22 protein-coding genes are annotated in these 24699 nt (G+C 64.8%); 10 read left to right on the plus strand and 12 right to left on the minus strand.

Annotated elements, in window-relative coordinates:
- Positions 1-245 precede the first annotated feature (245 nt).
- Entirely contained in the window at positions 246-1238 is a 993-nt protein-coding gene (locus tag QHC78_RS15765) for a tripartite tricarboxylate transporter substrate binding protein BugD (protein ID WP_319746187.1), read from the minus strand.
- A 99-nt stretch (positions 1239-1337) separates the two neighbouring features.
- Entirely contained in the window at positions 1338-2177 is an 840-nt protein-coding gene (locus QHC78_RS15770) for a DMT family transporter (protein WP_319746189.1), read from the minus strand.
- Between the two features lie 423 nt (positions 2178-2600).
- On the opposite strand from QHC78_RS15770, the gene QHC78_RS15775 reads away from it, so the two are divergent.
- Positions 2601-3173, plus strand: coding sequence for a phasin family protein (locus QHC78_RS15775; RefSeq protein ID WP_319746190.1), 573 nt, complete (start codon positions 2601-2603; stop codon positions 3171-3173).
- An 82-nt stretch (positions 3174-3255) separates the two neighbouring features.
- Here the strand turns inward: QHC78_RS15775 and QHC78_RS15780 are convergent, their stop codons facing one another.
- Positions 3256-3990 (minus strand): isochorismatase family protein, encoded by a 735-nt coding sequence (locus tag QHC78_RS15780; RefSeq protein WP_319746192.1) that lies wholly within the window; start codon positions 3988-3990, stop codon positions 3256-3258.
- 136 nt (positions 3991-4126) lie between these two features.
- Between QHC78_RS15780 and QHC78_RS15785 the strand changes: the two genes are divergently transcribed.
- Entirely contained in the window at positions 4127-5104 is a 978-nt protein-coding gene (locus QHC78_RS15785; RefSeq protein WP_319746194.1) for a Bug family tripartite tricarboxylate transporter substrate binding protein, read from the plus strand.
- A gap of 15 nt (positions 5105-5119) precedes the next feature.
- Here the strand turns inward: QHC78_RS15785 and QHC78_RS15790 are convergent, their stop codons facing one another.
- Both QHC78_RS15790 and QHC78_RS15795 read right to left on the minus strand, forming a co-directional pair.
- A complete protein-coding gene (locus QHC78_RS15790) occupies positions 5120-5929 on the minus strand; it encodes a competence/damage-inducible protein A (protein ID WP_413816474.1) in 810 nt (269 codons plus the stop codon).
- On the minus strand, positions 5926-6705 hold the full coding sequence (locus QHC78_RS15795; protein ID WP_319746195.1) for an EI24 domain-containing protein: 780 nt from the start codon (positions 6703-6705) through the stop codon (positions 5926-5928). Before QHC78_RS15795 ends, QHC78_RS15790 begins: the two co-directional genes overlap by 4 nt.
- A gap of 85 nt (positions 6706-6790) precedes the next feature.
- Here QHC78_RS15795 and QHC78_RS15800 point away from each other — a divergent pair, with 85 nt between their 5' ends.
- The gene (locus QHC78_RS15800; RefSeq protein WP_413816475.1) at positions 6791-7171 is read left to right on the plus strand and encodes a thioredoxin family protein; all 381 of its coding nucleotides are present in this window, start codon (positions 6791-6793) and stop codon (positions 7169-7171) included.
- Between the two features lie 30 nt (positions 7172-7201).
- Here the strand turns inward: QHC78_RS15800 and hrpA are convergent, their stop codons facing one another.
- Positions 7202-11131, minus strand: a complete 3930-nt coding sequence (hrpA, locus tag QHC78_RS15805; protein WP_413816476.1) for an ATP-dependent RNA helicase HrpA — start codon at positions 11129-11131, stop codon at positions 7202-7204.
- Between hrpA and argA the strand changes: the two genes are divergently transcribed.
- The 5 genes from argA (at position 11089) to QHC78_RS15830 (ending at position 15539) form a co-directional block, all read left to right on the plus strand.
- Positions 11089-12441, plus strand: coding sequence for an amino-acid N-acetyltransferase (argA, locus tag QHC78_RS15810; protein WP_319746198.1), 1353 nt, complete (start codon positions 11089-11091; stop codon positions 12439-12441). The two genes, hrpA and argA, sit on opposite strands and share 43 nt — an antisense overlap.
- Before the next feature lie 183 nt (positions 12442-12624).
- A complete protein-coding gene (locus QHC78_RS15815; RefSeq protein ID WP_319746199.1) occupies positions 12625-13410 on the plus strand; it encodes a transporter substrate-binding domain-containing protein in 786 nt (261 codons plus the stop codon).
- A 53-nt stretch (positions 13411-13463) separates the two neighbouring features.
- Positions 13464-14126 (plus strand): amino acid ABC transporter permease, encoded by a 663-nt coding sequence (locus QHC78_RS15820; RefSeq protein ID WP_319746201.1) that lies wholly within the window; start codon positions 13464-13466, stop codon positions 14124-14126.
- Positions 14127-14134: 8 nt separating this feature from the next.
- Complete coding sequence (locus tag QHC78_RS15825; protein ID WP_319746202.1) at positions 14135-14788, plus strand: amino acid ABC transporter permease; 654 nt, start codon at positions 14135-14137, stop codon at positions 14786-14788.
- Positions 14775-15539 carry an amino acid ABC transporter ATP-binding protein gene (locus QHC78_RS15830; RefSeq protein ID WP_319746204.1) on the plus strand — a complete coding sequence of 255 codons (765 nt, stop codon included), beginning with the start codon at positions 14775-14777 and terminating at the stop codon, positions 15537-15539. The genes QHC78_RS15825 and QHC78_RS15830 overlap by 14 nt, the downstream gene beginning before the upstream one ends.
- 39 nt (positions 15540-15578) lie before the next feature.
- Here QHC78_RS15830 and QHC78_RS15835 read toward each other — a convergent pair whose 3' ends face one another.
- From QHC78_RS15835 to QHC78_RS15845, 3 genes are read right to left on the minus strand one after another with little or no spacing between them, the layout of a single operon-like run.
- On the minus strand, positions 15579-16553 hold the full coding sequence (locus QHC78_RS15835) for a Bug family tripartite tricarboxylate transporter substrate binding protein (protein WP_319746205.1): 975 nt from the start codon (positions 16551-16553) through the stop codon (positions 15579-15581).
- 48 nt (positions 16554-16601) lie between these two features.
- Positions 16602-17852, minus strand: a complete 1251-nt coding sequence (locus QHC78_RS15840) for an LVIVD repeat-containing protein (RefSeq protein WP_319746207.1) — start codon at positions 17850-17852, stop codon at positions 16602-16604.
- 19 nt (positions 17853-17871) lie between these two features.
- Positions 17872-18762 (minus strand): beta-keto acid cleavage family enzyme, encoded by an 891-nt coding sequence (locus QHC78_RS15845; RefSeq protein WP_319746209.1) that lies wholly within the window; start codon positions 18760-18762, stop codon positions 17872-17874.
- 33 nt (positions 18763-18795) lie between these two features.
- On the opposite strand from QHC78_RS15845, the gene QHC78_RS15850 reads away from it, so the two are divergent.
- Complete coding sequence (locus QHC78_RS15850; protein ID WP_319746211.1) at positions 18796-19443, plus strand: TetR/AcrR family transcriptional regulator; 648 nt, start codon at positions 18796-18798, stop codon at positions 19441-19443.
- 13 nt (positions 19444-19456) lie between these two features.
- On the opposite strand, the gene QHC78_RS15855 is transcribed toward QHC78_RS15850, so the two are convergent.
- From QHC78_RS15855 to QHC78_RS15865, 3 genes are all read right to left on the minus strand, one after another.
- Positions 19457-20434 (minus strand): Bug family tripartite tricarboxylate transporter substrate binding protein, encoded by a 978-nt coding sequence (locus tag QHC78_RS15855; protein WP_319746213.1) that lies wholly within the window; start codon positions 20432-20434, stop codon positions 19457-19459.
- 147 nt (positions 20435-20581) lie between these two features.
- The gene (locus QHC78_RS15860) at positions 20582-22258 is read right to left on the minus strand and encodes a thiamine pyrophosphate-binding protein (RefSeq protein WP_319746215.1); all 1677 of its coding nucleotides are present in this window, start codon (positions 22256-22258) and stop codon (positions 20582-20584) included.
- 17 nt (positions 22259-22275) lie between these two features.
- Entirely contained in the window at positions 22276-23241 is a 966-nt protein-coding gene (locus QHC78_RS15865) for a cyclase family protein (RefSeq protein WP_319746217.1), read from the minus strand.
- 265 nt (positions 23242-23506) lie between these two features.
- Between QHC78_RS15865 and QHC78_RS15870 the strand changes: the two genes are divergently transcribed.
- A complete protein-coding gene (locus QHC78_RS15870; protein ID WP_319746219.1) occupies positions 23507-24676 on the plus strand; it encodes a zinc-dependent alcohol dehydrogenase in 1170 nt (389 codons plus the stop codon).
- The last annotated feature ends 23 nt before the right edge of the window (positions 24677-24699 follow it).

Below are 24699 nucleotides of genomic sequence, written 5' to 3' on the forward strand. Positions count from 1 at the left end.
GACGCGTCTGGGCCACTCGTTTCTTCGAAAACAGCGTCCCTGATGCGTTCGATGCCCACTTTTTCAACGGCCTGTTAAATGAACAACTTAGCCCCTCTTTTTTAAGTTATTAATTAAAGCCAAGGCAAAAACTACACGCCATCCCGGCCGCGGGCAGACCAGCCCGGCGGGCAGGATGCAAAAGCTGCAAAAAAAGCGGCGACCCGCTGGCGCAGGTGGCCGCCTCGGCTGGTGCAGCCCCGCGCTCAGTCGGCGTAGATGCCGGCCTTTTTGATGACCGCGCCCCACTTGGCCGTTTCAGACTTGACCAGCTGATCAAGTGCGGCCGGGGTTGCCTTGTCGCCGAGAACGATGGCGCCCAGTTCGGCCATGCGCTGCTTGAACGCAGGGTCGTCGAGCCCGGCCTTCAACGAGCTTTGAAGCTTGGCGATGATCTCCGGCGAGGTACCCTTGGGCGCCCACATGCCGTGCCAGATGCCGACCGAGAAGTTCTTCAATCCCGATTCATTCAAGGTCGGAAGATCGGGAAGGCTGGGCACGCGCTCCATACTCGTCACGGCGTAGGCCTTCACCTTCCCCGCCTTGATCTGACCGGTGGTGTTGGTGGTCTGGTCGCACATGAAATCGACCTGCTTGCCCAACAGGTCGTTCATCGCCGGCGCGGTTCCCTTGTAGGGAATGGTCTGGAATTCGGCACCTATCGTGCTCATGAACATCAAGCCGCAAAGATGCGAGGCCGACCCGATCCCGGCATTGGCCATGGACAGCTTGTCGGCATTGGTCTTCACGTAGGAGAGGAAGTCCTTGATGTTGTTCGCCGGGAAATTCTCACGCGCGATCATGGTCATCGGCACGTCGACCGTGAGTCCGATCGGCAGGAAATCGTTCGCCTGGTCGTAGCTCAGCTTGCGGTACAGGGCCGGCGCCGTGGAAAAGCCGATGTGCATGAGCAGCACGGTGTAGCCGTCGTTGGGAGCCCGTGCCACACGGGCGGTGCCGATGGTGCCGCCGGCGCCGCCGACGTTCTCCACCACTACGGTTTGACCAAGCGACTTGCGCATGGCCTCGGCCAGCGAACGCGCCACGACGTCGGTCGGTCCGCCAGCGGCAAACGGGACGATCATCGTGACCGGACGGGTCGGATAAGCCTGCGCGACGGCCTGCGAAGGACCAAGCACGGCGGCGCCGGCCAGAGCCGCGCCCCCGACCACCACGGACACTGCTTTATGGATGCCCATCGTTATCTCCTGCCTCGTTAAAATGCGCTAGGGAGCACGACTCCCTTGGCGGTGAAGGAAGTGTAAGGGATCGCAACCGCATCGCCACTGGGAATCGGCCTATCGTTTCCCCTGAGCCCAGGCCACCGCAAAAGCCGACAGCGCCATGCCTCCCAGCATGGCCGGCGTAAGCGGCTCGCCGAACGCGGCCCAGGCCATCAACGCAGTCACCGCGGGCGTCAGATACATGAGGCTGGCCACCCGCGTGGCGGCGCCGCGCCGGATAAGCAGGAACAGCAGGCAGATCGCCCCTATCGACAACGCGAACACGGACCACGCCCACGCTCCGACAAACGTCCAGGTCCACTGGATGCGCATGGTCTCGAACACCATGGCGGCAGGCAGCACGACTACCAGCGACGCACCGAACTGCAGCAACAAACCGGCCCGCAGATCGACGCGGGGGCAAAATCTGCGCTGGTACAACGTGCCGGCGGTAATGGAGACGAGCGCCGCCAGCGCAAAGCCGAGCGACTGCAGCGTCAGGCCTGCCGTGCCGAGGCGATTTTCGACGACGAGCCCCACGCCGACCACGCCGAGTACGAGGCCTGTCCATTGCCGCGGCGTCACGACTTCTCCCAGCCAGCGGCCCGCCACGGCCGTCAGCAGGGGCTGCAGCCCCACCACCAAAGCGGCCAGCCCGGCGCCCATGCCCTGGTGGATCGCGATCCAGACCCCTCCCAGGTAACCTGCCTGCAACAGCACGCCGGCAACGGACACATGCGCCGCTTGCCGCCAGCCCGGCCACCCCGTGCCTGCGGCCAGGCACACCGGCCCGACAGCCGCCAGTACACCGGCAAAGCGCAGCACCAGGAAGGTCAAGGGCTCGGCATAGGGAAGCCCATACCGGGCCACGACGAAACCGGTGCTCCAAATAACGACGAAAAAGGGGGAAATCATGCGGGAAGGCAGCGATGAACCCACGGACATGCCTTTGGACAGGATCCGCAGCAGTGTAGCGGCCCGCGACGCCTCGCACCATTACGGAGCGGCATGGGGCCGTGTCGTGTCCCCCAAATTGAATGGCGCAACGCAGCACGCCGCGCTGCACGCGGGGGTTGGCACCAGCGGCCGCTTCCGCCTATCGCCCGCGGCCCTCGCGCCTAAAAAATGCTTACAAATCAGCATCTTGCCTCGATATTCCGCCAGCCATGCCGATTTTCGCCAAAGGCTCTTGACTTTCCTTCATCCCCCCTTAAAATACGTTTTGTGCAACGCAGCAAAGCTTATTTCTCCCTGGCTGTGCGCGTGCACCAGGATCGGGCTGGTGGGGCGAACTCCCTGGTTTCCGGTCGCCTCGTAGAAAGCCCACAAGGAGTCACCATGTTTGCCACCCCTGAACGCGCCCTGGCCTCGCAAAAAGCCGCCTTCGACGCACTGCTCGCCGTCCAGAACACAGCTTTCGCCGGTTTCGAAAAACTGGTCGATCTGCATTTGAAAGTCACCAAGGCTACCTTCGAGGAAGCCTCCCTCAAGGCGCAAGAAGCCTTCGAACTGAAGGACGGCCAGGAAGCGCTGGCCTTCGTTTCCTCCCTGGCCCAACCCAGCCCCGACAAGGCACTGGCCTACAGCAAGCACATCTATGACATCGTCGCCGGCATGCAGACCGAGTTCGCGCGCCTGGGCGAAGCTCAAATCGCCGAACAGCACCGCCAGATCTCCGAGGCGGTCGAGCAACTGGCCAAGAATGCGCCTGCCGGCTCGGAAAGCGCCCTGGCCATGCTGAAGTCCTCGCTGGCCACCGCGACCTCGGCCTACGAATCCGTCACCAAGGCTGCCAAGCAGGCCGCCGAAATGGCCGAGTCCAACCTCACCGCCGCGGCCAATGCCACATTCAAGGCCGCCGCCGATTCCAGCAAATCGGCTCGCACCCGCAGGACCGCCGCGGCCGCCTGAGCCGCGCTCCTGGCGGACGGCCCAATGCCAAGCGCGCCCTCGAGGCGCGCTTTTTTTGCCCCACGTCCGCGCCGGCGCGCGCCTAGGCTCGTCCTTGCGGCAGGTCGAACAGTCCTGCCGGCAGAGTATCGAAATACTCGAGAATCTCGTTAGTCTTCAGCACGTCGGCGTATTTGCAGTTCATGTCGAACAGGTTGATCGCGTGGGACACCGGAAAACGGTCGAAGCAGGCCTCCTCGGCCACCACCATCCGGTAGTTCATGCTGAATCCGTCCAGCACGGTGGCCCGGATGCAGCCCGAGGTCGTCGTGCCGGTAACGATCAGGCTGTCGCAGCCCAGCAGCGTCATGAAGCTCGCCAGGTTGGTGCCGAAGAAGCCCGAGGGCTTCTGTTTGATGATGACCACGTCCTGGGGCGCCGGCGCGATCTCCTCGACGATCTTGTGATGATCGCGATTGGCAGGCTCCACGCCCCACTGGCGGATGCGGGAGTTCTTCCACGCCCATGATCCGGCGTCCCAGCGGTCGGGGCGCCTCTCGCCGGTGGTGTAGAAAACCGGCACCCCCGCTTGATGCGCCTTGTCTACCAGCCGCTTGATATGGCCCACGGCCTCCCAGGCGCCAGGGCCGCAGGCCAGAGGCCACTTCTGCTGCGACACTGCCACAGGCTGGTCCTTTTCCCCGCAGAACCCATAGCTCACATCGATCACGGCCAAGGCCGGCCGTTTGCCGAATCCCGCCCGGGCCCCCCAGCCGCACCCTGCAAAAATTTCCTTCTCTTCCTGGCTTAAATACTGGTTCCAGATCGGTTCGTTCATCTACGGCTCCACGATGCGCACCGCGGGCTGCGGCAGCTTCCTATACGAAAATATCGTACTTATAATATTCACTTAAAACAATAATATAAGACCATGACGGCGCGGCGTCCCTGCCGTCCCCCTCGGGAGCGGTGCAATGAGTAAAGCAGTCTGGATTGCCTGGGTGGTGCTGGCGGGCATGGCCGGCCAGGATGACGCATCCGCGGCCGATGCACGGTCCTGGCCCTCGAGGCCGATCAGGCTCGTGGTGCCTTCCGCGCCGGGCAGCGGCTTCGACGGCATTGGCCGCAGCCTGGCGGACCGATTGGGCGCGCGCCTCGGTCAGCGCGTCGTGGTAGAGAACCGGCCCGGCGCGACAGGGCTGATCGGCGGCGAAGTCGTCGCCAAGGCGCCTGCGGACGGCCATACCTTGCTGTTCACCTTCACCACCGCCCTCGTCGCCAACACCTTCCTGCAGCCGCAGATGCCACATAGCGTGAACGATTTCACCGCCATCTCGCAATTCGGCGGGGGTGGCGTGTACTTGCTGGTATCGGCCGACTTGCCTGTGCACGACCTGCGGGAATTCGTCGACTATGTAAAAAAGCGCCCTGATGAACTCGACTACGGTTCCTGGGGCAACGGATCGGGCGGGCACATCGTCATGGAAAGCCTCAAGATGCAAACGGGCATCGCGATCCGCCACATTCCCTATAAATCGATTCCGCCGATACTCGTGGACATGCAGGCCGGGCGCCTGAAGGTCGGACTCGCCGACGGCAGCTCGTCGCTGCCGCTGATCCGCGCCAGAAAAATGCGGGCGTTTGCTGTGAGCGGGTCGCGCCGCGGCATGGCCACGCCCGAGGTACCCACGATGAACGAACAGGGCGTGCGGTTCGATGCCGACGTCTGGTATGGCGTGTTCGGCCCGGCAGGCATGCCGGCCGACATCGTGCGGCGGCTGAACCGGGAATTGAACGGCATCCTGCGCGGCCCCGAGATGATGGAACGCTTCCGCACATTGAATCTGTCGGAACCGCGCGCCGGCACGCCTGAGGAATTCGCGCAGACCATACAGGCCGACCTGAAGACTTGGGGCGACGTCATCAAGGCGGCCGGTATCACGCTGGAATAGGTCGACGTAGAACGGCTATTCGGCAGCGTTGAATACCCCACCGAGCCTCTGCGCCTCGTCCCGCAGGCAAGTCAACGCATCAGCGGCGGTGGCCGGATCGCCTTTGACGCCCAACTCGATGTGACGGCGCTTGCCCGCCCCCATGCTGGGAAGGCTGAACGCCTTGATCCCGGGCCAGCGCTGCTCGATGGCCTCCATGACCGGCGCGATGGCGGACTCGGCCAGCTCGAATACCTTGAAGGACAGCTCCACGTGCGGCACCGCGTGATGCAGGTGCGCATAGCGATGATCCAGGGTCCATTCGATCATGGGCCATGCCATGACGGGGAAACCCGGTACGAAAGTATGGTCGCGGATGAAAAACCCGGGGATCTTGTTATAGGGATTCGGCACGATTTCGCTGCCCTGCGGAAACTCGCCCATCTGCAGCCGGCGCTGGTTGTCCGGTGTACTCATGTCGGCGCTCCCCTGTCCCTGCGCGGCCGTTTCGGCGCAGCGCTCGGTAATCAACGCCCGCGCCTCGTCGTGCAACGCCAGCGGCACGCCCAGCGCCGCCGCAGCGGCCTGCCGCGTATGGTCATCGGGAGTCGCGCCTATGCCTCCGCACGAAAACACAATGTCGCCACTGGCAAAACTGCGGCGCAATGCCTCGGTGAGCGCGTCGCGGTCGTCGCCCAGGAACTGCGCCCACGACAGGCGCAGGCCCCGCGCGCCCAGCAGCTCGACGACCTTGGCAAAATGGCCGTCCTGTCTGCGGCCGGAAAGGATTTCGTCACCGATGATGATGAGGCCGATGCGGCGCGATGCTTGGGAGTCGATGCTCATGGTGTCGTTCCACTGCGCAGGCGGCGCAGCGCCTCTAGGGAAAAATGCGAAAACAGCAGGGCCGAGAAGACGGGCAGCAGGAACCAGGCCGGGGGCAGCAGGTTGACCAGGGCGCAAATCAGCCCGAGCGTCCAATAGCCGCGATTATGACGCGCCAGCAGTATCCTGCGCTCGTCCGGCGATGCATGTTCTACCATGGAATCGAGCCGCAGCATCCGCGTAAAGGCGAACATCCACCAGGCGATGGGCAATAGGATGGCCAGTGGCGGCAGCAGCCACAGCGGCATCGTGAACAACCAGCCCAGCACGAACACCGTCGTGACCCAGAGCGCGTTCCAGACGCTGGTAAGCGTAGCGTCGCGGCCGCGGCGGGCCAGGCCGGGATAGTCGCGCCGGTCCAGGTGGCGCAGCACCAGCGGCATGATCAGCACCGCCGCCACCACCAGGCCCAGGATGCCCGAGAGCGGCAGCAATATGAGCGTGGCGACTACGGGAATCAGCCATAACTTGAGGGACGCGATACCCACGGCCACCAGCATGCTGTCGAGTTGGTCCACCACGGACCAGGAAAACAAGGTGGCTTGCAGCCACTCGGTCAGCGGTGTCCAGAACAGCCATACCAGGATGATGGCGCCGGCCAAGGCGACCGCGAAGGGCAGCAGCAGCGCAAGCAGCATGGGAGGACGGAACTGGGACACCAGCGCCCGTCCGAAAGCCAGGGCCACGCCTTCCAGGCCTGCGCTGGCGGGCCCTGTGGCGGCGGGGGAAGCATTCATGGGATCTCCGGCAAGAGGACACGAGTTGCAAGTATGACGCAAGGCACAGGCATAATGACTACAGAAACGTTCCGCAATAGGCACCATGGCCGTTTATCTTCCCGACTCCGGCGCCACCGATCTGGCGCACCGCCTCGACGACCCCAAGATCATGCTGGTGGCCTGCCTGTGCGCCGCCTGGTGCGGCACCTGCCGCGAATACCAGCCCAAGTTCGAAGAACTGTCCGACCGCTTTCCCGACCACGTATTCCTATGGGTGGACGTCGAGGAGCACCCGGACCTGCTGGATGACGAAGACATCGAGGACTTCCCCACCCTGCTGGTCCAGGATGGCCAGCAAACGCTGTTCTACGGCCCCATGCTGCCGCATATCGGCCACCTGGAGCGCCTGCTCATGACCCTCGAGACCGACAGCCCGGCCCCCAATCTCCCGGGAGCGCCCGCGCTGCGCCGGGCACTGATCTAGCCTCCCACGCGCCAAAGCGCGTCGCGGACCTTACCCCCCGATGGCGGTCCAGGCCTTTTGCAGGCGCTTGACCGAAACCGGCATGGGGGTGCGCAGCTCTTGGGCGAACAGTGCGACACGAAGCTCTTCCAGCATCCAGCGGAATTCGTCCAGTTTGGGATCGGACACGCCCTTGCGAGCCGCGCGGGCACGCTGGTAGAGGACGAGCAGCGGTGCGAGGTCGGCCTGCAGGCGGGCGTCTCGGGCCGGGTCGGCGCGCAGTTTGTCGATACGGGCCTGGGCCGCCTTGAAATACCGGGGAAAGTGGCCGAGCTGCGCAAACGGCGTGTCGCGCACGAACCACTTGCCCATGAGCGCCCGCATCTGCTGCTCCATGTCGGCGTGGGCGGCAGCGTGGGGGCGGGCCTGGGGCAGCTTGCGCTGGGCGGCGGCCCATTCGCTCAATACCGTCCCGACCAGGCGGGCGATTTCCTGAGCCAGCAGCCCTACCCTGCCCTTGCCCTCCGCACGCCGCTGGGCGAACGCTTCGGCGTCGGCAGGCCATGGATCCGACAGGCATGCCTGCGCGAGGGCGGCATCGATGATCTGGTCGCGCAACTCCTCCTGCGCGCCCAATGGCATGTACAACATGCTCATCTGGGTCAAACCGTTGAGGTTCTTTTCCAGGAACTTGACCTGTTCCTTCAACTGCAGGCGGAACAGGCGCAGCAGCCCGGCGCGATGATGCCGCGCGGCCTCGTCGGGATCGTCGAACACGTCCAGGTCGCAATGCGAACCGCGATCCACCAGCGCAGGGTAGCCGATGACGGACAACCCGCCGCGCTTGATTTCCATCAGCTCCGGCAAGGGCCCGAACGTCCAGTCGGTCAGGTTCTCGTGCGCCAGGGCCTGCGCCACGTCCTTGTCACGGGCGGCCACCTGCTGGAACGTGGCTTGCGCCTCGCGTCCCAGTTCGGCCTTCAGATGGGCCAGGTTGCGGTTCATGTCGAGCATGCGGCCGTGTTCGTCCACGACACGGAAGTTCATGAACAGGTGGGGCGGCAGCGTTTCCTGTTTGAAGTCGGTTGGTGCCAGTTGCGCGCCGGTCCGCTCTCTGACGTCGGCAATCAAGGCATCGACCAAGCTCCGGTCGGGGCTCTGCGCCCGATCGAACCATCGGTCGTAGAACCCCGCCGCGTACTCGGGCAGCGGCACGCAATGCCGGCGCAGCTTCTGGGGCAGCGACTTGAGCAACAGATGGACCTTCTCCTTCAGCATGCCCGGCACCAGCCATTCGCAGCGGGCAGGATCGAGCTGGTTGAGCGCGAACAGCGGCACCGATAGCGTGACCCCGTCGCGCGGCGACCCCGGCTCGAAGTGATAATCGAGCGCCATGTCTATGCCGTGCATGGACAACTTCTTCGGGAACACCTCGGTGGTCACGCCGGCCGCTTCGTGCCGCATCAGCTCGTCGCGCGACAGGAAGAGCAACTTGCCGCCCGCCGCCGTGCCGGCGTCGCGATACCACTTCTCCAGGGTCACCAGCCTGTTCACGTCCGTGGGGACCTGCCTATCGTAGAAGGCATAGATCAGCTCCTCGTCGACCAGGATGTCGGGCCGCCGCGATTTATGTTCGAGCTTCTCGATATCGGCCACGAGCTTGCGATTGTGCGCGATGAACGGCAGCTTGCTGTCCAGTTCGCCTGGCACCAGCGCCTGGCGGATGAACAGCTCCCGGGCGTGGGCGGCATCGATACGGCCATAGTCCACCCTGCGGCCGGCATACACCGTCAATCCATATAAGGTGGCGCGTTCGTTGGCCACCACGCGTCCTTCTTTCTTTTCCCAGCGCGGATCGGACCAGTTCTTGCGCAGTAAATGGCTGCCGACGCGCTCCACCCAGGTCGGATCGATACGGGCCACACAGCGGGCGAACAAGCGCGAAGTCTCGACCAGCTCGGCGGCCATCACCCAGCGCCCGGCCTTCTTGGCCAGGCGCGACCCGGGGTGGATGAAGAAGCGTATGCCGCGCGCCCCGAGGTACTGGGCCTCCTCGTCGGACTTGTATCCGATATTGCCCAGCAGCCCGGAAAGCAGGGCCAGGTGGATCTGCTCGACGGTAGCCTCGGCCTGGTTCAGCCGCCACCCATGCTCGCCCACGACGGACGCCAGCTGCGAGTGGACATCGCGCCATTCACGCATGCGGACCGGCGAAAGAAAGTTCTGGCGCAGGTTCTCCACCAGCTTGCGCTGCGACTGCTTGTGCTCGACGGCCTCGTTGAACCACTTCCACAGTTTCAGGAACGACATGAATTCGGAACGCTCGTCGGCGAACCGGGCATGCGCCTGGTCAGCCGCTTCCTGGGCATCGAGCGGCCGGTCCCTGGGGTCCTGGACGGACAGCGCAGCGGCGATGATCAGCACCTCGCTCAGGCAGGCATGGTCTCGCGCAGCCAGGATCATGCGGCCGATACGCGGATCCACCGGCAGGCGGGCCAGCTCGCGGCCGACGGGAGTAAGCGCGTTGTCCTCGTCGATCGCGCCCAGTTCCTGCAGCAAGTGATAGCCGTCGGCAATGGCCCGCCCGGGCGGCGCTTCCACGAAAGGAAACTGCTCGATGTCGGCCAGCTTGAGCGACTTCATCCGCAAAATGACGCTGGCCAGCGACGAACGCAGGATCTCGGGATCCGTGAAAGGCGGCCGCGCCGCGTAATCCGTTTCTTCGTACAGGCGGATGCAGACGCCCGGTCCGATCCGGCCGCAGCGCCCCGCCCGCTGGTTGGCCGAGGCCTGGCTGACGGGCTCGATACGCAGCTGTTCGACCTTGTTGCGCCACGAATACCGCTTCATCCGCACCAGGCCGGTGTCGACCACGAACCGTATACCCGGTACCGTCAGCGAGGTCTCGGCAACGTTGGTCGCCAGTACCACGCGCCGGCCGCTGCCCTTGGGATGAAACACCCGCTCCTGCTCGGCCTGCGAAAGGCGCGCGAACAGCGGCAGCACTTCGGTGCCGGGGGGATGGTGCTTGCGCAGGGCCTCGGCCGCCTCGCGGATCTCGCGCTCGCCCGGCAGGAAGACCAGGACGTCGCCCGGGCCATGGCGGGCACACTCGTCCACCGCATCCACAATGGCATCGATCAGGTCGCGCTCTTCGTCGCGGGACAGGTTTTCCTTGTCCCGCGGGCGCTCCGGCTTGCGCCCCGGCGATTCGTCGGCATCACTGGCCTGCATGCCTCGCGTGTCGACCGGCCGGTACCGCACCTCGACCGGATAAAGGCGGCCCGAGACATTGATGACCGGCACTTCCGGCTCGCCCGGCGTGGAGAAATGGCGCGCAAAGCGTTCGGCATCGATCGTGGCCGAGGTAATGATCAGCTTGAGGTCGGGCCGGCGCGGCAGCAGCTGGCGCAGGTACCCCAGCAGGAAATCGATGTTCAGGCTGCGCTCGTGGGCCTCGTCGATGATAAGCGTGTCGTAGGCGCGCAACCAGGGATCGCGCTGCGACTCCGCCAGCAGGATGCCGTCGGTCATCAGCTTGACCGACGCACCGGGCGCCGTCCGGTCGTTGAAGCGCACCTGGTAGCCGACCACCTCGCCCAGCGGCGTGCCGAGTTCCTCGGCAATGCGGCGCGCCACCGAGGTCGCGGCCAGGCGGCGTGGCTGGGTGTGGCCGATCATGCCGGCCGCGCCCCGGCCGGCCTCCAGGCAGATCTTGGGCAATTGCGTGGTTTTGCCGGAACCGGTTTCGCCACTTACGATGATCACCTGGTGCCTGGCAAGGGCGCGCGCGATTTCCTCGCGCCGGCCGCTGACGGGCAGATCTTCGGGGTAGGTAATGGACGGAACCGGATTGCGCCGTCGTGCCAAAGGCACATTCTTGCGGGATTGTGCGACCATGAGAAGAACTTGGTTTAACCCGTCATTATAATTTTGGGATGAACGCTGCCGCCCAACCTCCCGCCCCCGACCCTGCCGCACCCGATTTGCACGCCCGGTTCGTGCAGTGGTTTCGCGAGGTCGCGCCCTACGTACACGCGTTCCGCGGCAAGATCTTCGTGGTGGCCTTCGGCGGCGAACTGGTCCAGGCCGGCTCGCTCAACGTGCTGATCCAGGATCTTTCCCTGCTCAGCGCGCTGGGCATACGGCTGGTACTGGTCCATGGTTCCCGGCCCCAGGTCAACGAGCAGCTGCGGCTCAAAGGCATTTCGTTCCAATTCGACCGCGGCTTGCAGATCACCGACGCCGCGGCGCTCGAATGCGCCAAGGAAGCGGCCGGCGAAATCCGCCTCGATATCGAAGCCGCGTTCAGCCAGGGCCTGCCCAACACGCCCATGTCCCATTCGCACATCCGGGTCGTCTCGGGCAATTTCATTACGGCCCGGCCGGTCGGCGTCATCGACGGCGTCGATTTCCGCCATACCGGCCAGGTACGCAAAGTGGACGCCGAGGCGCTGCGGTTGGCGCTGGACCATGGGTCCATCGTGCTGCTGTCGCCGCTGGGCTTCTCCCCCACCGGCGAGGCCTTCAACCTGTCCATGGAAGACCTGGCCACCGCGGTAGCGGTTGCCCTGCGTGCCGAAAAGCTGATCTTCCTGACCGACACGCCGGTGATCCGCGACAAGGACGGCAACGTCGATGCCGAGCTTGCGCGGGAGGATGCCGACGCCCTGCTTGCCCAAGGCGACCTCGACCCTGGCACCGCGGTCGTCCTCAAGCATGCGTCGCGTGCGGTCAAGCAAGGCGTGGCCCGCGCCCATCTCGTCCCCTACGATCTCGATGGCGGCGTGCTGCTGGAAGTCTTCACTCACGACGGCGTGGGAACCATGGTGGTGGAAGACACGCTGGACGACCTGCGTCCCGCCACGATCGACGACGTCGGCGCCATCCTGCACCTGATCGAACCGCTGGAAGTGGACGGCACGCTGGTGCGCCGCGGCCGCGGCAGCATCGAGCGCGACGTCGAGAAATTCTCGGTGGCCGAACACGATGGCGTCATCTACGGCTGTGCGGCGCTCTACACCTATCCCGAGGAAAAGATGGCCGAAATGGCCGCCCTTACCGTCAATCCGCAGTGGCAGGGCTCCGGCGAAGGCGACAAGCTGCTGCGCCACATCGAGAGCCGTGCGCGCGCCGCGGGCATCACGCGCCTCTTCGTGCTGACGACCCGCACCGCCCACTGGTTCATCAAACGCGGCTTCGCCCAGGGCAGCGTGGCAGACCTGCCCAAGGACAAGCAGGCGCACTACAACCGCAGCCGTAACAGTCAGGTGTTCATCAAGCGCCTGTAGGCCGACGAGGCGCCGCACCACCTGATGCACCAAAGAAGTGCACACAACGTCGGCCAGCGGCCTCTGGGGAACCTCACACGAGCTGCGTCGCACCTGCTCCGGCCACTGCGCCGGCTTGGGCCGAGGTACCGGCCTGGTACGGAAATCGCTTGCGGCGAAGTCGTATCCATTCCGACAATCGCCATGAAGCCCTCCACCTTGTTTCCCGCCCTGGCCGCGGCCCTGCTGCTGGCCCACGCTCCCGCCCAGGCACAATCCGCGCTGGACCGCATCCAGGCCCGCAAGACCATACAGATCGCCATTCCCACCGACTACCCGCCCTACGGTTTTGTCGGACCCGACCTCAAGCCGCAAGGCCTGGATATCGACATGGCGAACCTGGTGGCATCCCGGCTCGGCGTCAAGGCCGAACTGATCCCCGTTACCAGCGCCAACCGCATTCCCTATCTGCAGACCCGCAAAGCCGACCTGGTAATTTCGACGCTAGGAAAGAATCCCGAGCGCGAAAAAGTGATCGACTTCACTTCCGCCTACTCGCCCTTTTTCCAGGCAGTGTTCGGACCCAAGAACATCGCCGTCAAAACCCCGGCCGACCTGGTCGGCAAGACCGTGGCAGTGACACGCGGCGCCATGGAAGACCAGGAGTTGAGCAAGCTCGCTCCGCCTGGAGTCGAGATCCGCCGCTTCGAGGACAACAACGTCACCGTATCCGCCTACGTGGCGCGCCAGACCCAGCTCATCGCCGTCGGCGCCGCGGTGGCGGGCACCATCATGATGAAGAATCCGCAGCTCGACACGGAGTACAAGCTGCTGATCAAGGATTCGCCCAACTTCATGGCGGTCGCCAAGGGCGAGGATGGCCTGCGCACGCGGGTCAACCAGATCATCGCGGCCGCCAAGCAGGACGGCACGCTGGAGAAGCTGTCGCAGAAATGGCTGCAGCGCCCGGCGGGCGAGCTGCCCGAATAAGCCTTCTTCCCTGCCCCGCCGGCCAACGGCGAGGCTCTCGTTAGGACGTCCCCTTGAGCGTAGAACTCGACTTTCTGCCGGTCCTGGCCGAATGGCGGCTGCTCGCGGCCGGGCTGCTCATGACCGTGATGCTTACCGCCGTCTCGACCGTGGCGGGTTGCGTCGTAGGCGTTGCCTGCGCCTGGGCCCGCTCGCAGGGCCCGGCGTGGCTGTCGGCCGTGTCCGGCGCCTATGTGGAACTGATCCGCAACACGCCGTTCATCGTCCAATTGTTCTTCATTTTCTTCGGGCTGCCGGCGCTGGGCCTGAAAATGACCCCGATCGTCGCCAGCTTGCTTGCGATGATCCTGAACCTCGGCGCGTATGCGACCGAAATCGTGCGCGCCGGCATCGAAGCCACGCCACGCGGACAGATCGAAGCGGCCCAGAGCCTGGCCCTGAACCGCTGGCAGATATTTACCCGCGTCATCGTGCCGCCGGCGCTCTCCCGGGTCTGGCCGGCCCTGGTCAGCCAGATCATCATCGTCATGCTGGGCTCCGCGGTATGCGGGCAGATCTCCACGGAAGAACTGTCGCTGGCGGCCAACCTGATCCAGAGCCGCAACTTCCGCGCATTCGAAGCCTTCATCGTAGCCACCGCACTGTACCTGGTGCTCGCCATTGCGCTGCGGCGGCTGCTGAACTGGGCGGGCCCTCGCCTGCTGTTCGGCCGCTAGGAGCGCCTATGGTCGATTTCTCGTTCTGGGACATCCTGCGCAACCTGCTCCTGGCCTTGCGCTGGACGGTGGCATTGTCGGCGGTTGCTTTCTTCGGTGGCGGCCTGCTCGGCCTGGCGTTGCTCTTCGCGCGGCTGGCGCGCCTGCCCGGTGCAGAGACCGCGATCGGAGCCTACGTCCAGCTCTTCCAGGGAACTCCGCTGCTCATGCAGCTCTTCCTGGCCTACTTCGGCATCGCTCTGTTCGGAGTGGAAACGTCCGCATGGTTCGCCGCCACCCTGGCCCTCACCCTCTATACCAGTGCCTATCTGACTGAGATCTGGCGCGGCTGCGTGCAGGCCATTCCACTTGGCCAATGGGAAGCATCGGCAAGCCTGGCCCTGAACCTGCGCGAGCAGCTACGCCACGTCATCCTGCCTCAGGCCGCGCGCATCGCGGTCGCGCCCACGGTGGGCTTCCTGGTGCAAGTGGTCAAAGGCACCGCGCTGGCCTCGGTGATCGGCTTCGTGGAACTAACCAAGGCCGGTTCCATGATTGCCAACGCCACCTTCAAGCCCTTCCTGGTCTTCAGCTGCGTCGGCCTCTTGTACTTCGCCCTGTGCTATCCCATCTCGGCATGGAGCCGCAAGCTCGAAAGGAAACTCGATCATGCAAACCGCTAATCCCGCCGCAAGCGAACCCTATGCGCTGGTGGACATTCGCGATCTGCGCAAAAGCTACGGCGACAACGAAGTGCTCAAAGGCATAGACCTGGCGATCGGACGGCGCGAAGTCGTGGCCGTCATCGGCAAGAGCGGGTCGGGCAAGAGCACGCTCCTGCGCTGCATAAATGGGTTGGAGACCTTCCAATCCGGTACGCTGCGCGTGGAAGACCAACCGCTGCGCCACGGCGATCCCCGGGCCATGCGCGCCCTGCGGCAGCACGTGGGCATGATCTTCCAGAGCTTCAACCTGTTTCCTCATCTGACTGCGGGGGCGAACGTGATGCTCGCCCCCACGCTGGTCAAGTCGCTGCCCAAGGCAGCGGCCGCCGACAAGGCGCGCAGGCTGCTCGAGCGCGTAGGCTTGGGGGACAAGTTCGAAAGCTACCCCGATCAATTGTCGGGCGGCCAGCAGCAGCGGGTGGCCATTGCGCGGGCGCTGGCCATGGAACCCACGGTGCTGCTGTGCGATGAAATCACCTCGGCCCTGGACCCGGAACTGGTAGGCGAGGTATTGCGCGTGGTCGAAAGCCTGGCCAACGACGGCATGACGCTGGTGATGGTGACGCACGAGATGAACTTTGCCCGCAAGGTCAGCGACCGTGTCGTTTTCATGCACCAGGGCCGGGTACACGAAATAGGTCCCCCGGAACAACTGTTCGGGGACCCCCAGACCCCCGAACTGCGGCAATTCCTGTCGTCGCTGCATTGACATTCGCCGCCATACGGGCAGAAGCGCCCCTGGGCCGGCTCACCGCGGCCGGATGTCCGCAGCCTTGGCGATTTCGGAAAACTTCTTCATGTCCTGCCGGACATAGTCCGCCAGCGCCTGGGGCGGCCCCCCCGCCGGCTGCATCCCGATGGCTTGCAACCGCTCGCTGACGGCAGGAGTCTTCAAGGCCTGGTTGACCTTCTCGTTGAGGGTGGCGATCACCTGGAGCGGCGTTCCGCCCGGTGCGAACAAGCCCTGCCAGCCCCCGTTCAGGTCGAACTGCGGCAACCCCGCCTCCGCCATCGTGGGCACATCCGGCAGCTGGGCCAGCCTGCCGTCGCCCGACACCGCGAGCGCCCGCAGGTTGCCCTGCTTGACCTGCTCGACGGCGCCGACGGGATTGAGGAAGACCAGTTGCACTTCCCCCGCCATCAATGCATTCACCGCGGGGGCTGACCCTCGGTAAGGCACATGCAGCAAGTGCGTACCAGTGAGCATCTTGAAGTACTCGCCTACCAGATGCATGGTATTGCCCACCCCGGCCGAACCAAAGCTCAGCTTGGAGTCGGGTTTGCGGCCGGCCTCGACCAGCTGCTGCAGGGTCTTGAAAGGGCTGGACGGCGGAACGACGAGCACATGGCTGCCGGTGACGCCGACCAGCGCCACCGGCGCGAAGTCCTTGACGGTATCGTAGGGCAACTTGTCCGACACGATAGGATTGATGGCGTGCGATCCGGTCGTGAAAAGCAGCGTGTAGCCATCGGGCGGCGCCTTGGCCACGATATCGCTGCCAATGATCCCGTTCGCGCCGCCACGGTTGTCGATCACGATGCCTTGTCCGAGCTGGCGTGACAGCTCCTGGGTAAGAATACGCGCCACGGTATCGGCATTGCCGCCCGCGGTAAACGGCACGACCACCTTGATCGGCCGGGAAGGGAAAGTCTCGGCGCCAGCCGCGGCGGCAGCCGCCACGGCCGCGGCCAGCGATACGGAACGCGCGACGATACGCTTCATCTTGATATCTCCTCCTCGTACATGATGGGACTACGTGTCAGCGCTGGCTCATGGCGTCATTTCCAGGATGTAAAGGCCGCCGGAGAATCGATCCACCGTATAGACCAGCTGCCGCTCGTCGACGTAGACGTCATTGAGCTGTATGGCGCCGGCGGGCGACAACGGGGGGCTGGACGGCACGAAGTAAGCGATTTCGCGCGGCTGGTAGGGGTTGCGGATATCGAAGGCGCGGACGCCGCCATTGAAGAAGGTGCCGACCACGATTTCTTCCGAGCGCCAGGAGGTCGGGCCGGGCAGGTTCTCGTGCAGGTTGTGCGAACCATAGCGGCCTCCCCGACGGCTGAACACTTGCGGGTCGGGCAACGGCAGCGTGGAGAGCGGCAACGGACGCTGTTCGTAGTGCATATCCAGAATCCAGACCAGCTTGGGCCAATCGGCCGCGCCGTCTTTGATGGACTCGTCGCTGACGACCATCAGGCCCCGCTCGAACAGCGGCAGCACGGTATGGGTGAACCCGTGCGCGGGCGGCGAATTGCGCCAATGCGCGACGACCTTGGGTCGAGACTTGTCAGAAATATCGAGGATGAAGCTCCCGCCATCCAGGTACGCCACGTAGGCCCGGTCCGGCCGCTGCGGGTAGACATTGGTGTTGTGGGCGCGCATGCCGGCGTCGAACGGCGCAGGCAGCCGGTCGGGCGGCGGCGCCTCGTCCCCCACCCGCACGCCGGGCATCCACCAGCGTCCTGCCTCCACGGGCCGGAAGGGGTTTCTCACGTCGATGATCCGATAGCATTGGTCGTCTCGCGGATCGTGCGGCACAAAGTCGTCCGCGCCGCTGGCCATGTGGACGAACTCGCCGTCGACGAACCACAGGGCATGCACCCCGCGCGAACGCGGCCCCGACGCATCGAAATGGCTGATGAGCCGTGGGGCCTCGGGCCTGCTGATGTCGTACAGGTCGAAACCGGCGGGCTTGAGGCCGACGGCATTGACCTGGTAGGCCACCGCCATGAGATGGCCGCTGACGTCCAGGGAATTGGACCGCACCCGGGCATGAGGCAGTTCGGTCTGCACAACGACTTCGGGACGACGCGGGTCGGTGACGTCCACGCCCGTGAAATTCTTCGGCGCCGATTCGTGGGCGAGCCAGAGAATCCTCCGGCCGTCCGGCGCCTGTTGCAGTGCCATGCCTTCTCCCAGGCCGCCATATCCGCCCAGCTCGTGCTGAGCGAGCAAGCGCATGTTGAAGGCCATGGGGCGCGAGGTCTGCGGCGATGCGAATCGCAATGAATGGTCCATGGGCAGCTCCCGTAGTCGTTCACGCGCTCGGCTGGGACCGCAGTCCCAGCATCTGCCGCGCCTCGGCGGCGCTCGCCACTTCGCCTCCCAGGTCTTCGACGATGCGCCGCGCCTTGGCGACGAGGTCGGCATTGCTCTTGGCCAGCACGCCCTTGGACAGGTAGATGTTGTCCTCCAGCCCGACGCGCACGTGCCCTCCCAGCAGCCACGACTGCGCAACGATGGGAAACTCCGCGCGGCCGATGCCGAAGGCGGCCCAGGCTGCGCCCGGCGGCAATTGCCCGCGCATGTAATGCAGCGTGGCGGGGTCGGTGTTCAATCCATACTTGACCCCCATGACGAAGGTGTAGAGGCCGGGGCCGTCCAGCGTACCGTCCTTGATCAGGTCGATGGCCAGGTTCAGGTCGCCCGTATCGAAAATTTCCAGTTCAGGCTTGACCCCTGCCTCGCGGATGACCTGCGCCATCAGCCGGACGTTGCGCGGCGTATTGATGACCACGTCGGGGCCCGAATTCATCGTGTTCAGGTCCAGCGAGCAAATGTCCGGCCTGAGCCGGGCCACGTGCTCCACGCGCTGCAGCGGGTGGCACAGCGTGCTGCCGGGCGCCGCCACCTTGGGATCGTCGTCGCTCGGGACAAAGCGTCCTCCCGGACCCGTGGTGAGATTGATGATCAAGTCCCCGTCCTGCTGGCGGATTCGCGCAATCACCTCACGATATAATTCGACGTCCATCGAGGGCCTGCCCGTCTGCGGATCCCGCACGTGTATGTGGGCAACGGCAGCGCCCGCGCGCCCGGCTTCGATGCATGCCTGAGCGATCTGCTGCGGACTGATCGGCAGGTACGGCGTCTGTTCCGGCTTGGTCAGGTTACCGGTGACCGCGCAGGTAATAATGGTCTTGTGGTTCATAGTGCTTCCTTCTCAGGCCTGATAAAACTTCACGTGGACAACTCCAAGCTCGCCCCCCACGTCACGCCGCAGGTCGTGACGCGGCTCCTCGATGTGGCTGAACTTCTTTTTGCCGAGCACGGCTTCACCGCCGCCTCGGTTCGCCAGATCGCCCAGTCGGCGGGAGTCAACCAGGCGCTCATCAACTATCACTTCAAGACCAAGCAGGGCCTGTTCATGGCGGTGTTCGAACGGCGCTGCCGCGTACTGATGCAGGAACGCCAGGAGCTGCTGGCACAGGCCATGCGCCGCGGCGCCGAACAGGGCAAGGTGGAACTGCGCGACATCATCTACGCCTTCGTCTACCCGCCGCTGCGCATGGCGAACGACGATGGACCGGGCGGCCGGGCGTTCGTGAAACTGCAGGCGCGCTTGCACCACGAACCCAAGGAACTGGAGCAAACCCTGCGCGCGCACTATTACGACGAAACCACCTTCAAGTTCGTCGATGCCTTGCGCGCCTGCTTTCCCGACCGCCCTCCGGAGTCGATCTACTGGCGCCTGACCTTTGTCATGGGGATCTATATCTACGTGGCCTCGAACACGGGGCGCATCGAGATCATTTCCCGCGGGCAGTGCAAGGGAACCGACCTTTCCCAGGCGCTGGCCGAAATCCTGGATTTCTGCGAGCACGGTTTCTGACGCCGCCGCGGCCTTACTGCTCCAGCTTGGCGCCGGTCTCGCGGACGATCGCCGCCCACCGTTTGAGTTCACCCTTCAGATAGGTACCGAACTCGTCCGGCGTTCCACCCACGGGGATCAAGGCCTGCACCGCCAGGCTGTTCTTGACCTCGGGATCCTGGAGACTCTGATCGATGGCGCGGCCGAATCGCTCGATCCGAGTCTTCGGCGTTCCCGCCGGCGCAAGGACGGCGGTCCAGGTGTAATCGAGGATGTCCGGATACCCCAGCTCGGCAAGGGTCGGCACGTCCGGCAGCGTGGGGATGCGCTCCTTGCTCGAAACCGCAAGCGGCACGACCCGCCCACTCTTGACGAACGGAAGAATGCCCGCCACGGCGAGCGAACCCACCGCCGGCTCGCCCGCGGCCAAGGCCGCAGCAGCGGGACCGGCGCCTCGATACGGAACATGGGTCAGGTCGGCCTTCCACTTGATCTTGAACAGATTCTCGCCGGTAAGATGAGGCGTCGTACCGGCGCCGGGGCTGGCGAAGGACAACTTGCCTTTGCCCGCGCGCTCCCGCAACTGCGCCAAGGTCTGGATGCCGAGGCTCTTGTGGACGGCGATGGCATTGGGCTGCGTGGCGATGATCGACACCGGTACGAAGTCTTTCACCGCGTCATAGCCCGCCTCTTTGCCGAACAGTGCCGGATTCACCGCGAAGGACGTCGTGGTGACCAGATAGGTATAGCCGTCCGGGTCCGCCTTCGCCACCGCCTGTGCGCCGATGTTTCCTCCCGCGCCACCGCGGTTTTCGATTACCACGGCCTGGCCCAGATGCTCGCTCACCCGCTGGGAGATGATGCGGGCGGTCACGTCGGCCGGGCCACCGGTCGGAAAGGCCACAATCAACTTGATCGGCTTGTTCGGATAGTCAGGGGTCGCGGCCCAGACGCCCATAGCGGTGACACAACTCGCCGAACCCAAGATCAAACGCCTTATCATGCGATGCATCGTCTCCTCCTTGTCGTAGTGGATACCGCTACACGCCCGAGGAAGCCCGCTCGGCCAGACCTGGCTACGGCGGGCGGCGCTCCAATCGGGTAAACCTCCTCCTGTCGCCGGTTGACGGTGTAGGGAACAACACCTCCCTCATTCGCCTTACGCCACCGGCGGGGGCGCCAGAACCTCGATGTCGGTGACCACATCGATCACTGCCGGCCGCCCTGCTGCCAGCGCCTGCTCGAGCGCCCCGGCAAACTGTGCGGGCTGCGTCACACGAATGCCGACCGCGCCGATCGAGCGCGCGATCTCGGCAAAGTCGACCTGGGTGTAGGTCCACAGCTCGCGCCCTTTTTCGGTCTGCTGGCCGCCGTAGACGCGGTCGAACCCGCGCTTGGACTGGTTGCCGCCACCGTTGTTGTTGACCACGACGACTGTATTGATCTTCCAGCGAACCGCTGTCTCCAATTCTGCGATGTGGTACCAGAAGCCGGCATCGCCCGTGAAGACGATCACCGGGCGCTCCGGCTGGGCGCATTTGGCGCCGAGGCCGGCCGGGAACGCCCATCCCAGATGCCCGGCGCTGCGGATGTAGCTTTGGCTGGCCGATCGCAGGTCGAACATGCCGCCCATCCACATGCCCGCATGGCCGGTATCGACCACGACCATGGCATCGTCCGGCGTATGCAGCGACAGCTCGTGGCAGATTCGCTCGGGACGGATGGGAATGGCGTCGGAAGTCAGCGCCGGCAGGTACTTGTCGTACCAACGGTGTTTGAGTCCCGCGACTTCGTCCAGCCACGCCCGCCGGTTCACCGGCGGCTGCGTGCCTGCACGCTCCATGAGCCTGGTCAGCGCCGCGCGGGCATCGGCGCACAACGACGCCTGCAGCGGATAGTTGCGGCCGATGGTTTCCGGATTGATATCGATCTGGATTGCCGCAATGCCGGGCGCCGGAACCTGCCAGATATGGGTCGTCATCCCCCCCGCCTCGGTACCGACGAAGCACACGAGATCGGCCCGCTTGACCGTGAGATTGGCGCTCTCCCGCGAATACGATCCGACCACTCCGACGCTGAGGGGATGGTTGGCCGGGATCGCATCCTTGGCGTTCAACGATGTGGCCACCGGAATCTGCAACTGCTCGGCCAGCGCGCGCAGCTCCGCCTGGGCGCGAGAGTTGCGCACGCCGCCCCCGACAACGAATATCGGCCGCGCGGCCTCCCGCAGCAAGGCCAGCACCCGGTCGACCTGCTCCGGCTCGGGTTCGGGACGAAACGGCGGCACGCGAGCACAACGCTCGTCGATCTCGGCCTCCATCTCCGCCTCCTCCGCGTCGATCTGCCCCTCGTTACCGCGGAACTGCAGATGTACCGGACCCGGCGCACCGGTGACGGCGGCGCGGAAAGCCTGGCGCACCATGTCGGGAATACGTTCGGGGGCATCGACCGTGGCGTTCCATTTGGTCACGGGTTCGAACGCGGGAACATCGTCGACTTCCTGGTAAAGCTTGCGGAACTTGGTGCGCGGGTCCCTCCCTCCCGTCATCGCGATGACGGGGGACTGCGCGAGCCAGGCGTCGCGCAAACCCGCGGCCAGATTCAGCGCCCCGACGACCTGCGCCATGCAGATGCCGGGCTTGCCCGACGCGCGCGCATACCCGTCGGCCATATATGCCGCGGACTTTTCGCCGTGCGTATGGATACGGGCAATATCGGTACGAAACTCGAGTTCGGCGAAGGTTCGCCGCAATACGGCGGGCACCATGAATACATGGGTCACGCCATATCCCTTGAACATGTCGGCAATGACCTGCGCCCCGGTAGTCTTAGCCAAGATCGCCTCCTTGCGGGTTACTTGATTGCCAACGGATTGGTCGGAGATCCGACGGCACCGGTAATGGGAAGCGCCGGTGCCACGAACAGGAACTCGTATTGGCCGTCGGCGGCGCAATCGGCCGCCAAGTCGGCGACGTAGAAAATCTCGCCCATGGTCAGGCCGATGATGGGAATCGTGATCCAGTGCCAGGGCTGGTTGATACCGGGCTCGGACTCGTTGGGACGCACCTCGCATCCCCAGGTGTCGCTCGCCAGCGCGGCAATCTCCGAGCCGTGCACCCACTCCAGGGTCTGGAACGAAAAGCCCGGCGCATCGCCGCCCGGGTAGCCGTCCCAACTGCCCTGCCTCAACTTGCCCTCCATCTGCCCTGTCCGGACGATGACGAAATCGCCCCGACCGATTCGCACGCCTTGCTTGCGGGCCGTCTCTTCAAGGTCATCGCTGGTAATGGCGTACCCGTCCTCGAGTTGTTCCACCCCCTTGGCGCGCGCCACATCCAACAACACGCCGCGCCCCACCATCCTGTTCTTCGTCTTTTCGATGCCTGCCTTCTGCGCGCCCGCGGATGTCACTTCCCGGCAGTCATAGCCGTTCCACATCCAGTTCTCGTAGAACACGTGGCCCAGGCCGTCCCATTGCGTGCCGCATTGCAGCGGCATCACGACCAGATCATCGGCGGCCCGTATGCCGCGGGAATCGAGCACGCCGGAATAAGCGTCCGTTCCGGTACGCAGCATGAGATGCAGGGGATTGATGCGTCCCATGGCGGGGTACTTGCTCTTGGCCCCCTGGGGCCCGTATTGGTCGAAGTTGAGCGCCATCGAGATGACCTTGCCCTGCCGGACGAGCCCCGCTGCCCGGACGATGTCCTCGGGGCGGGTGTAGTTCAGCGTCCCGATTTCGTCGTCAGCCCCCCACTTGCCCCAATTCTTGAACCGCTCCGCCGCCTGCCTGAGATCATCGCGCGTCACTTTCTTCATGGACCACCCTCCTAAACGATCGTTTTAAACGGATGTTTAAACGAGTATGGAGGATGTCCCGGCGAGCGTCAATGGGGGGCGTCTAGAACGGGCGCGGCCAAAGTCTTGCTTGAGCAAGAACGAAATTCCGGCGTGTCAAGGGGCGGCGGCGGCCCGCCAGGCCGCCCGCCGCCGCAGCCCTACGACGCGCCGCATCAGCGGCACGGCGCTTGCTGAAGGTGGCGGCTCGCGCATCCCGGCGCGTATCCCGGAGAAGGAGAACGGCATGAAAGCGCTGTGCTGGCATGGCAAGAAGGACATCCGGTACGACACCGTTCCGGACCCGCGCATCGAACAACCGGGCGATGCCATCGTGAAGGTCTCCGCATGCGCCATTTGCGGTTCCGACCTTCATCTCTACGACGGTTTCATGCCGGGAATGAAGTCCGGCGACATCATGGGCCACGAGTTCATGGGGGAAGTGGTCGAAGTCGGGCCGGCCACGCGCAACCTCAAGGTGGGCGACCGGGTCGTTGTCCCGTTCACCATTGCCTGCGGCGGCTGCGAACAATGCCAGCGCGGCAACTACTCCGTATGCGAGCGTACCAACCGCAACAAGGACCTTGCGGAAAAGGCCTTCGGCCATTCGACTGCGGGGCTCTTCGGCTATACCCACTTGACCGGGGGCTATGCCGGCGGCCAGGCGGAGTACGTGCGCGTGCCCCATGCCGACACCACGCACATCAAGGTTCCCCAGGGCCTGACAGACGAACAGGTGCTATTCCTGGGCGACATCCTGCCTACCGGCTGGCAAGCCGCGGTGCAATGCAACATCCAGCCCACGGATACCGTGGCAATCTGGGGCGCGGGGCCGGTGGGCCAGATGGCGGTCCGCAGCGCCCAGCTGCTGGGGGCCAGGCAAGTGGTCGTCATCGACCGGGTGTCCGAACGCCTGGCCATGGCAGCCGCGACCGGCGCGATAACGATAGACTTCGAGCAGGAAAGCGTCGTCGAGCGGCTGCGCGAGCTCACGAGCGGCAAAGGGCCGGAAAAGTGCATTGACGCGGTAGGCCTGGAGTCGCACGCGGCGCGTTCGCTCGATGCCATGTACGACCGGGCCAAGCAGGCGGTCATGCTGGAAAGCGACCGGCCGCACGTGCTGCGCGAAATGATCTATGTCTGCCGCCCGGCCGGCACGCTGTCGATACCGGGCGTATACGGCGGCCTGATCGACAAGCTGCCGTTCGGCGCGTCGATGAACAAGGGCTTGACCTGGCGCATGGGCCAGACCCACGTCCAGCGCTGGAGCGACGAGCTGCTCGGCCGCATTGCGGAAGGCCAGATCGACCCGTCCTTCGTCATCACGCATAGCGAAGCGCTGGAGGACGGGCCCGACATGTACGAAATCTTCCGCGACAAAGAGGACGGCTGCATCAAGGTCGTGCTCAAGCCCTGAGGCAGCGCCCTCGCAGCAGCCGC

The organism is Pigmentiphaga sp. (assembly GCF_033795525.1).
In the GTDB taxonomy this organism is placed as follows: Bacteria; Pseudomonadota; Gammaproteobacteria; order Burkholderiales; family Burkholderiaceae_B; genus Pigmentiphaga.

Coding starts and splice junctions, on each gene's coding strand:
- QHC78_RS15840 (WP_319746207.1), bottom strand. CDS start 17,852: ATGGACCATTCATTGCGATTCGCATCGCCGCAGACCTCGCGCCCCATG.
- QHC78_RS15870 (WP_319746219.1), top strand. CDS start 23,507: ATGAAAGCGCTGTGCTGGCATGGCAAGAAGGACATCCGGTACGACACC.
- QHC78_RS15795 (WP_319746195.1), bottom strand. CDS start 6,705: ATGAATGCTTCCCCCGCCGCCACAGGGCCCGCCAGCGCAGGCCTGGAA.
- QHC78_RS15770 (WP_319746189.1), bottom strand. CDS start 2,177: ATGATTTCCCCCTTTTTCGTCGTTATTTGGAGCACCGGTTTCGTCGTG.
- argA (WP_319746198.1), top strand. CDS start 11,089: ATGAACGCTGCCGCCCAACCTCCCGCCCCCGACCCTGCCGCACCCGAT.
- QHC78_RS15815 (WP_319746199.1), top strand. CDS start 12,625: ATGAAGCCCTCCACCTTGTTTCCCGCCCTGGCCGCGGCCCTGCTGCTG.
- QHC78_RS15775 (WP_319746190.1), top strand. CDS start 2,601: ATGTTTGCCACCCCTGAACGCGCCCTGGCCTCGCAAAAAGCCGCCTTC.
- QHC78_RS15845 (WP_319746209.1), bottom strand. CDS start 18,762: ATGAACCACAAGACCATTATTACCTGCGCGGTCACCGGTAACCTGACC.
- QHC78_RS15800 (WP_413816475.1), top strand. CDS start 6,791: ATGGCCGTTTATCTTCCCGACTCCGGCGCCACCGATCTGGCGCACCGC.
- QHC78_RS15865 (WP_319746217.1), bottom strand. CDS start 23,241: ATGAAGAAAGTGACGCGCGATGATCTCAGGCAGGCGGCGGAGCGGTTC.
- QHC78_RS15835 (WP_319746205.1), bottom strand. CDS start 16,553: ATGAAGCGTATCGTCGCGCGTTCCGTATCGCTGGCCGCGGCCGTGGCG.
- QHC78_RS15830 (WP_319746204.1), top strand. CDS start 14,775: ATGCAAACCGCTAATCCCGCCGCAAGCGAACCCTATGCGCTGGTGGAC.
- QHC78_RS15780 (WP_319746192.1), bottom strand. CDS start 3,990: ATGAACGAACCGATCTGGAACCAGTATTTAAGCCAGGAAGAGAAGGAA.
- QHC78_RS15825 (WP_319746202.1), top strand. CDS start 14,135: ATGGTCGATTTCTCGTTCTGGGACATCCTGCGCAACCTGCTCCTGGCC.
- QHC78_RS15855 (WP_319746213.1), bottom strand. CDS start 20,434: ATGCATCGCATGATAAGGCGTTTGATCTTGGGTTCGGCGAGTTGTGTC.
- QHC78_RS15790 (WP_413816474.1), bottom strand. CDS start 5,929: ATGAGCATCGACTCCCAAGCATCGCGCCGCATCGGCCTCATCATCATC.
- QHC78_RS15765 (WP_319746187.1), bottom strand. CDS start 1,238: ATGGGCATCCATAAAGCAGTGTCCGTGGTGGTCGGGGGCGCGGCTCTG.
- QHC78_RS15785 (WP_319746194.1), top strand. CDS start 4,127: ATGAGTAAAGCAGTCTGGATTGCCTGGGTGGTGCTGGCGGGCATGGCC.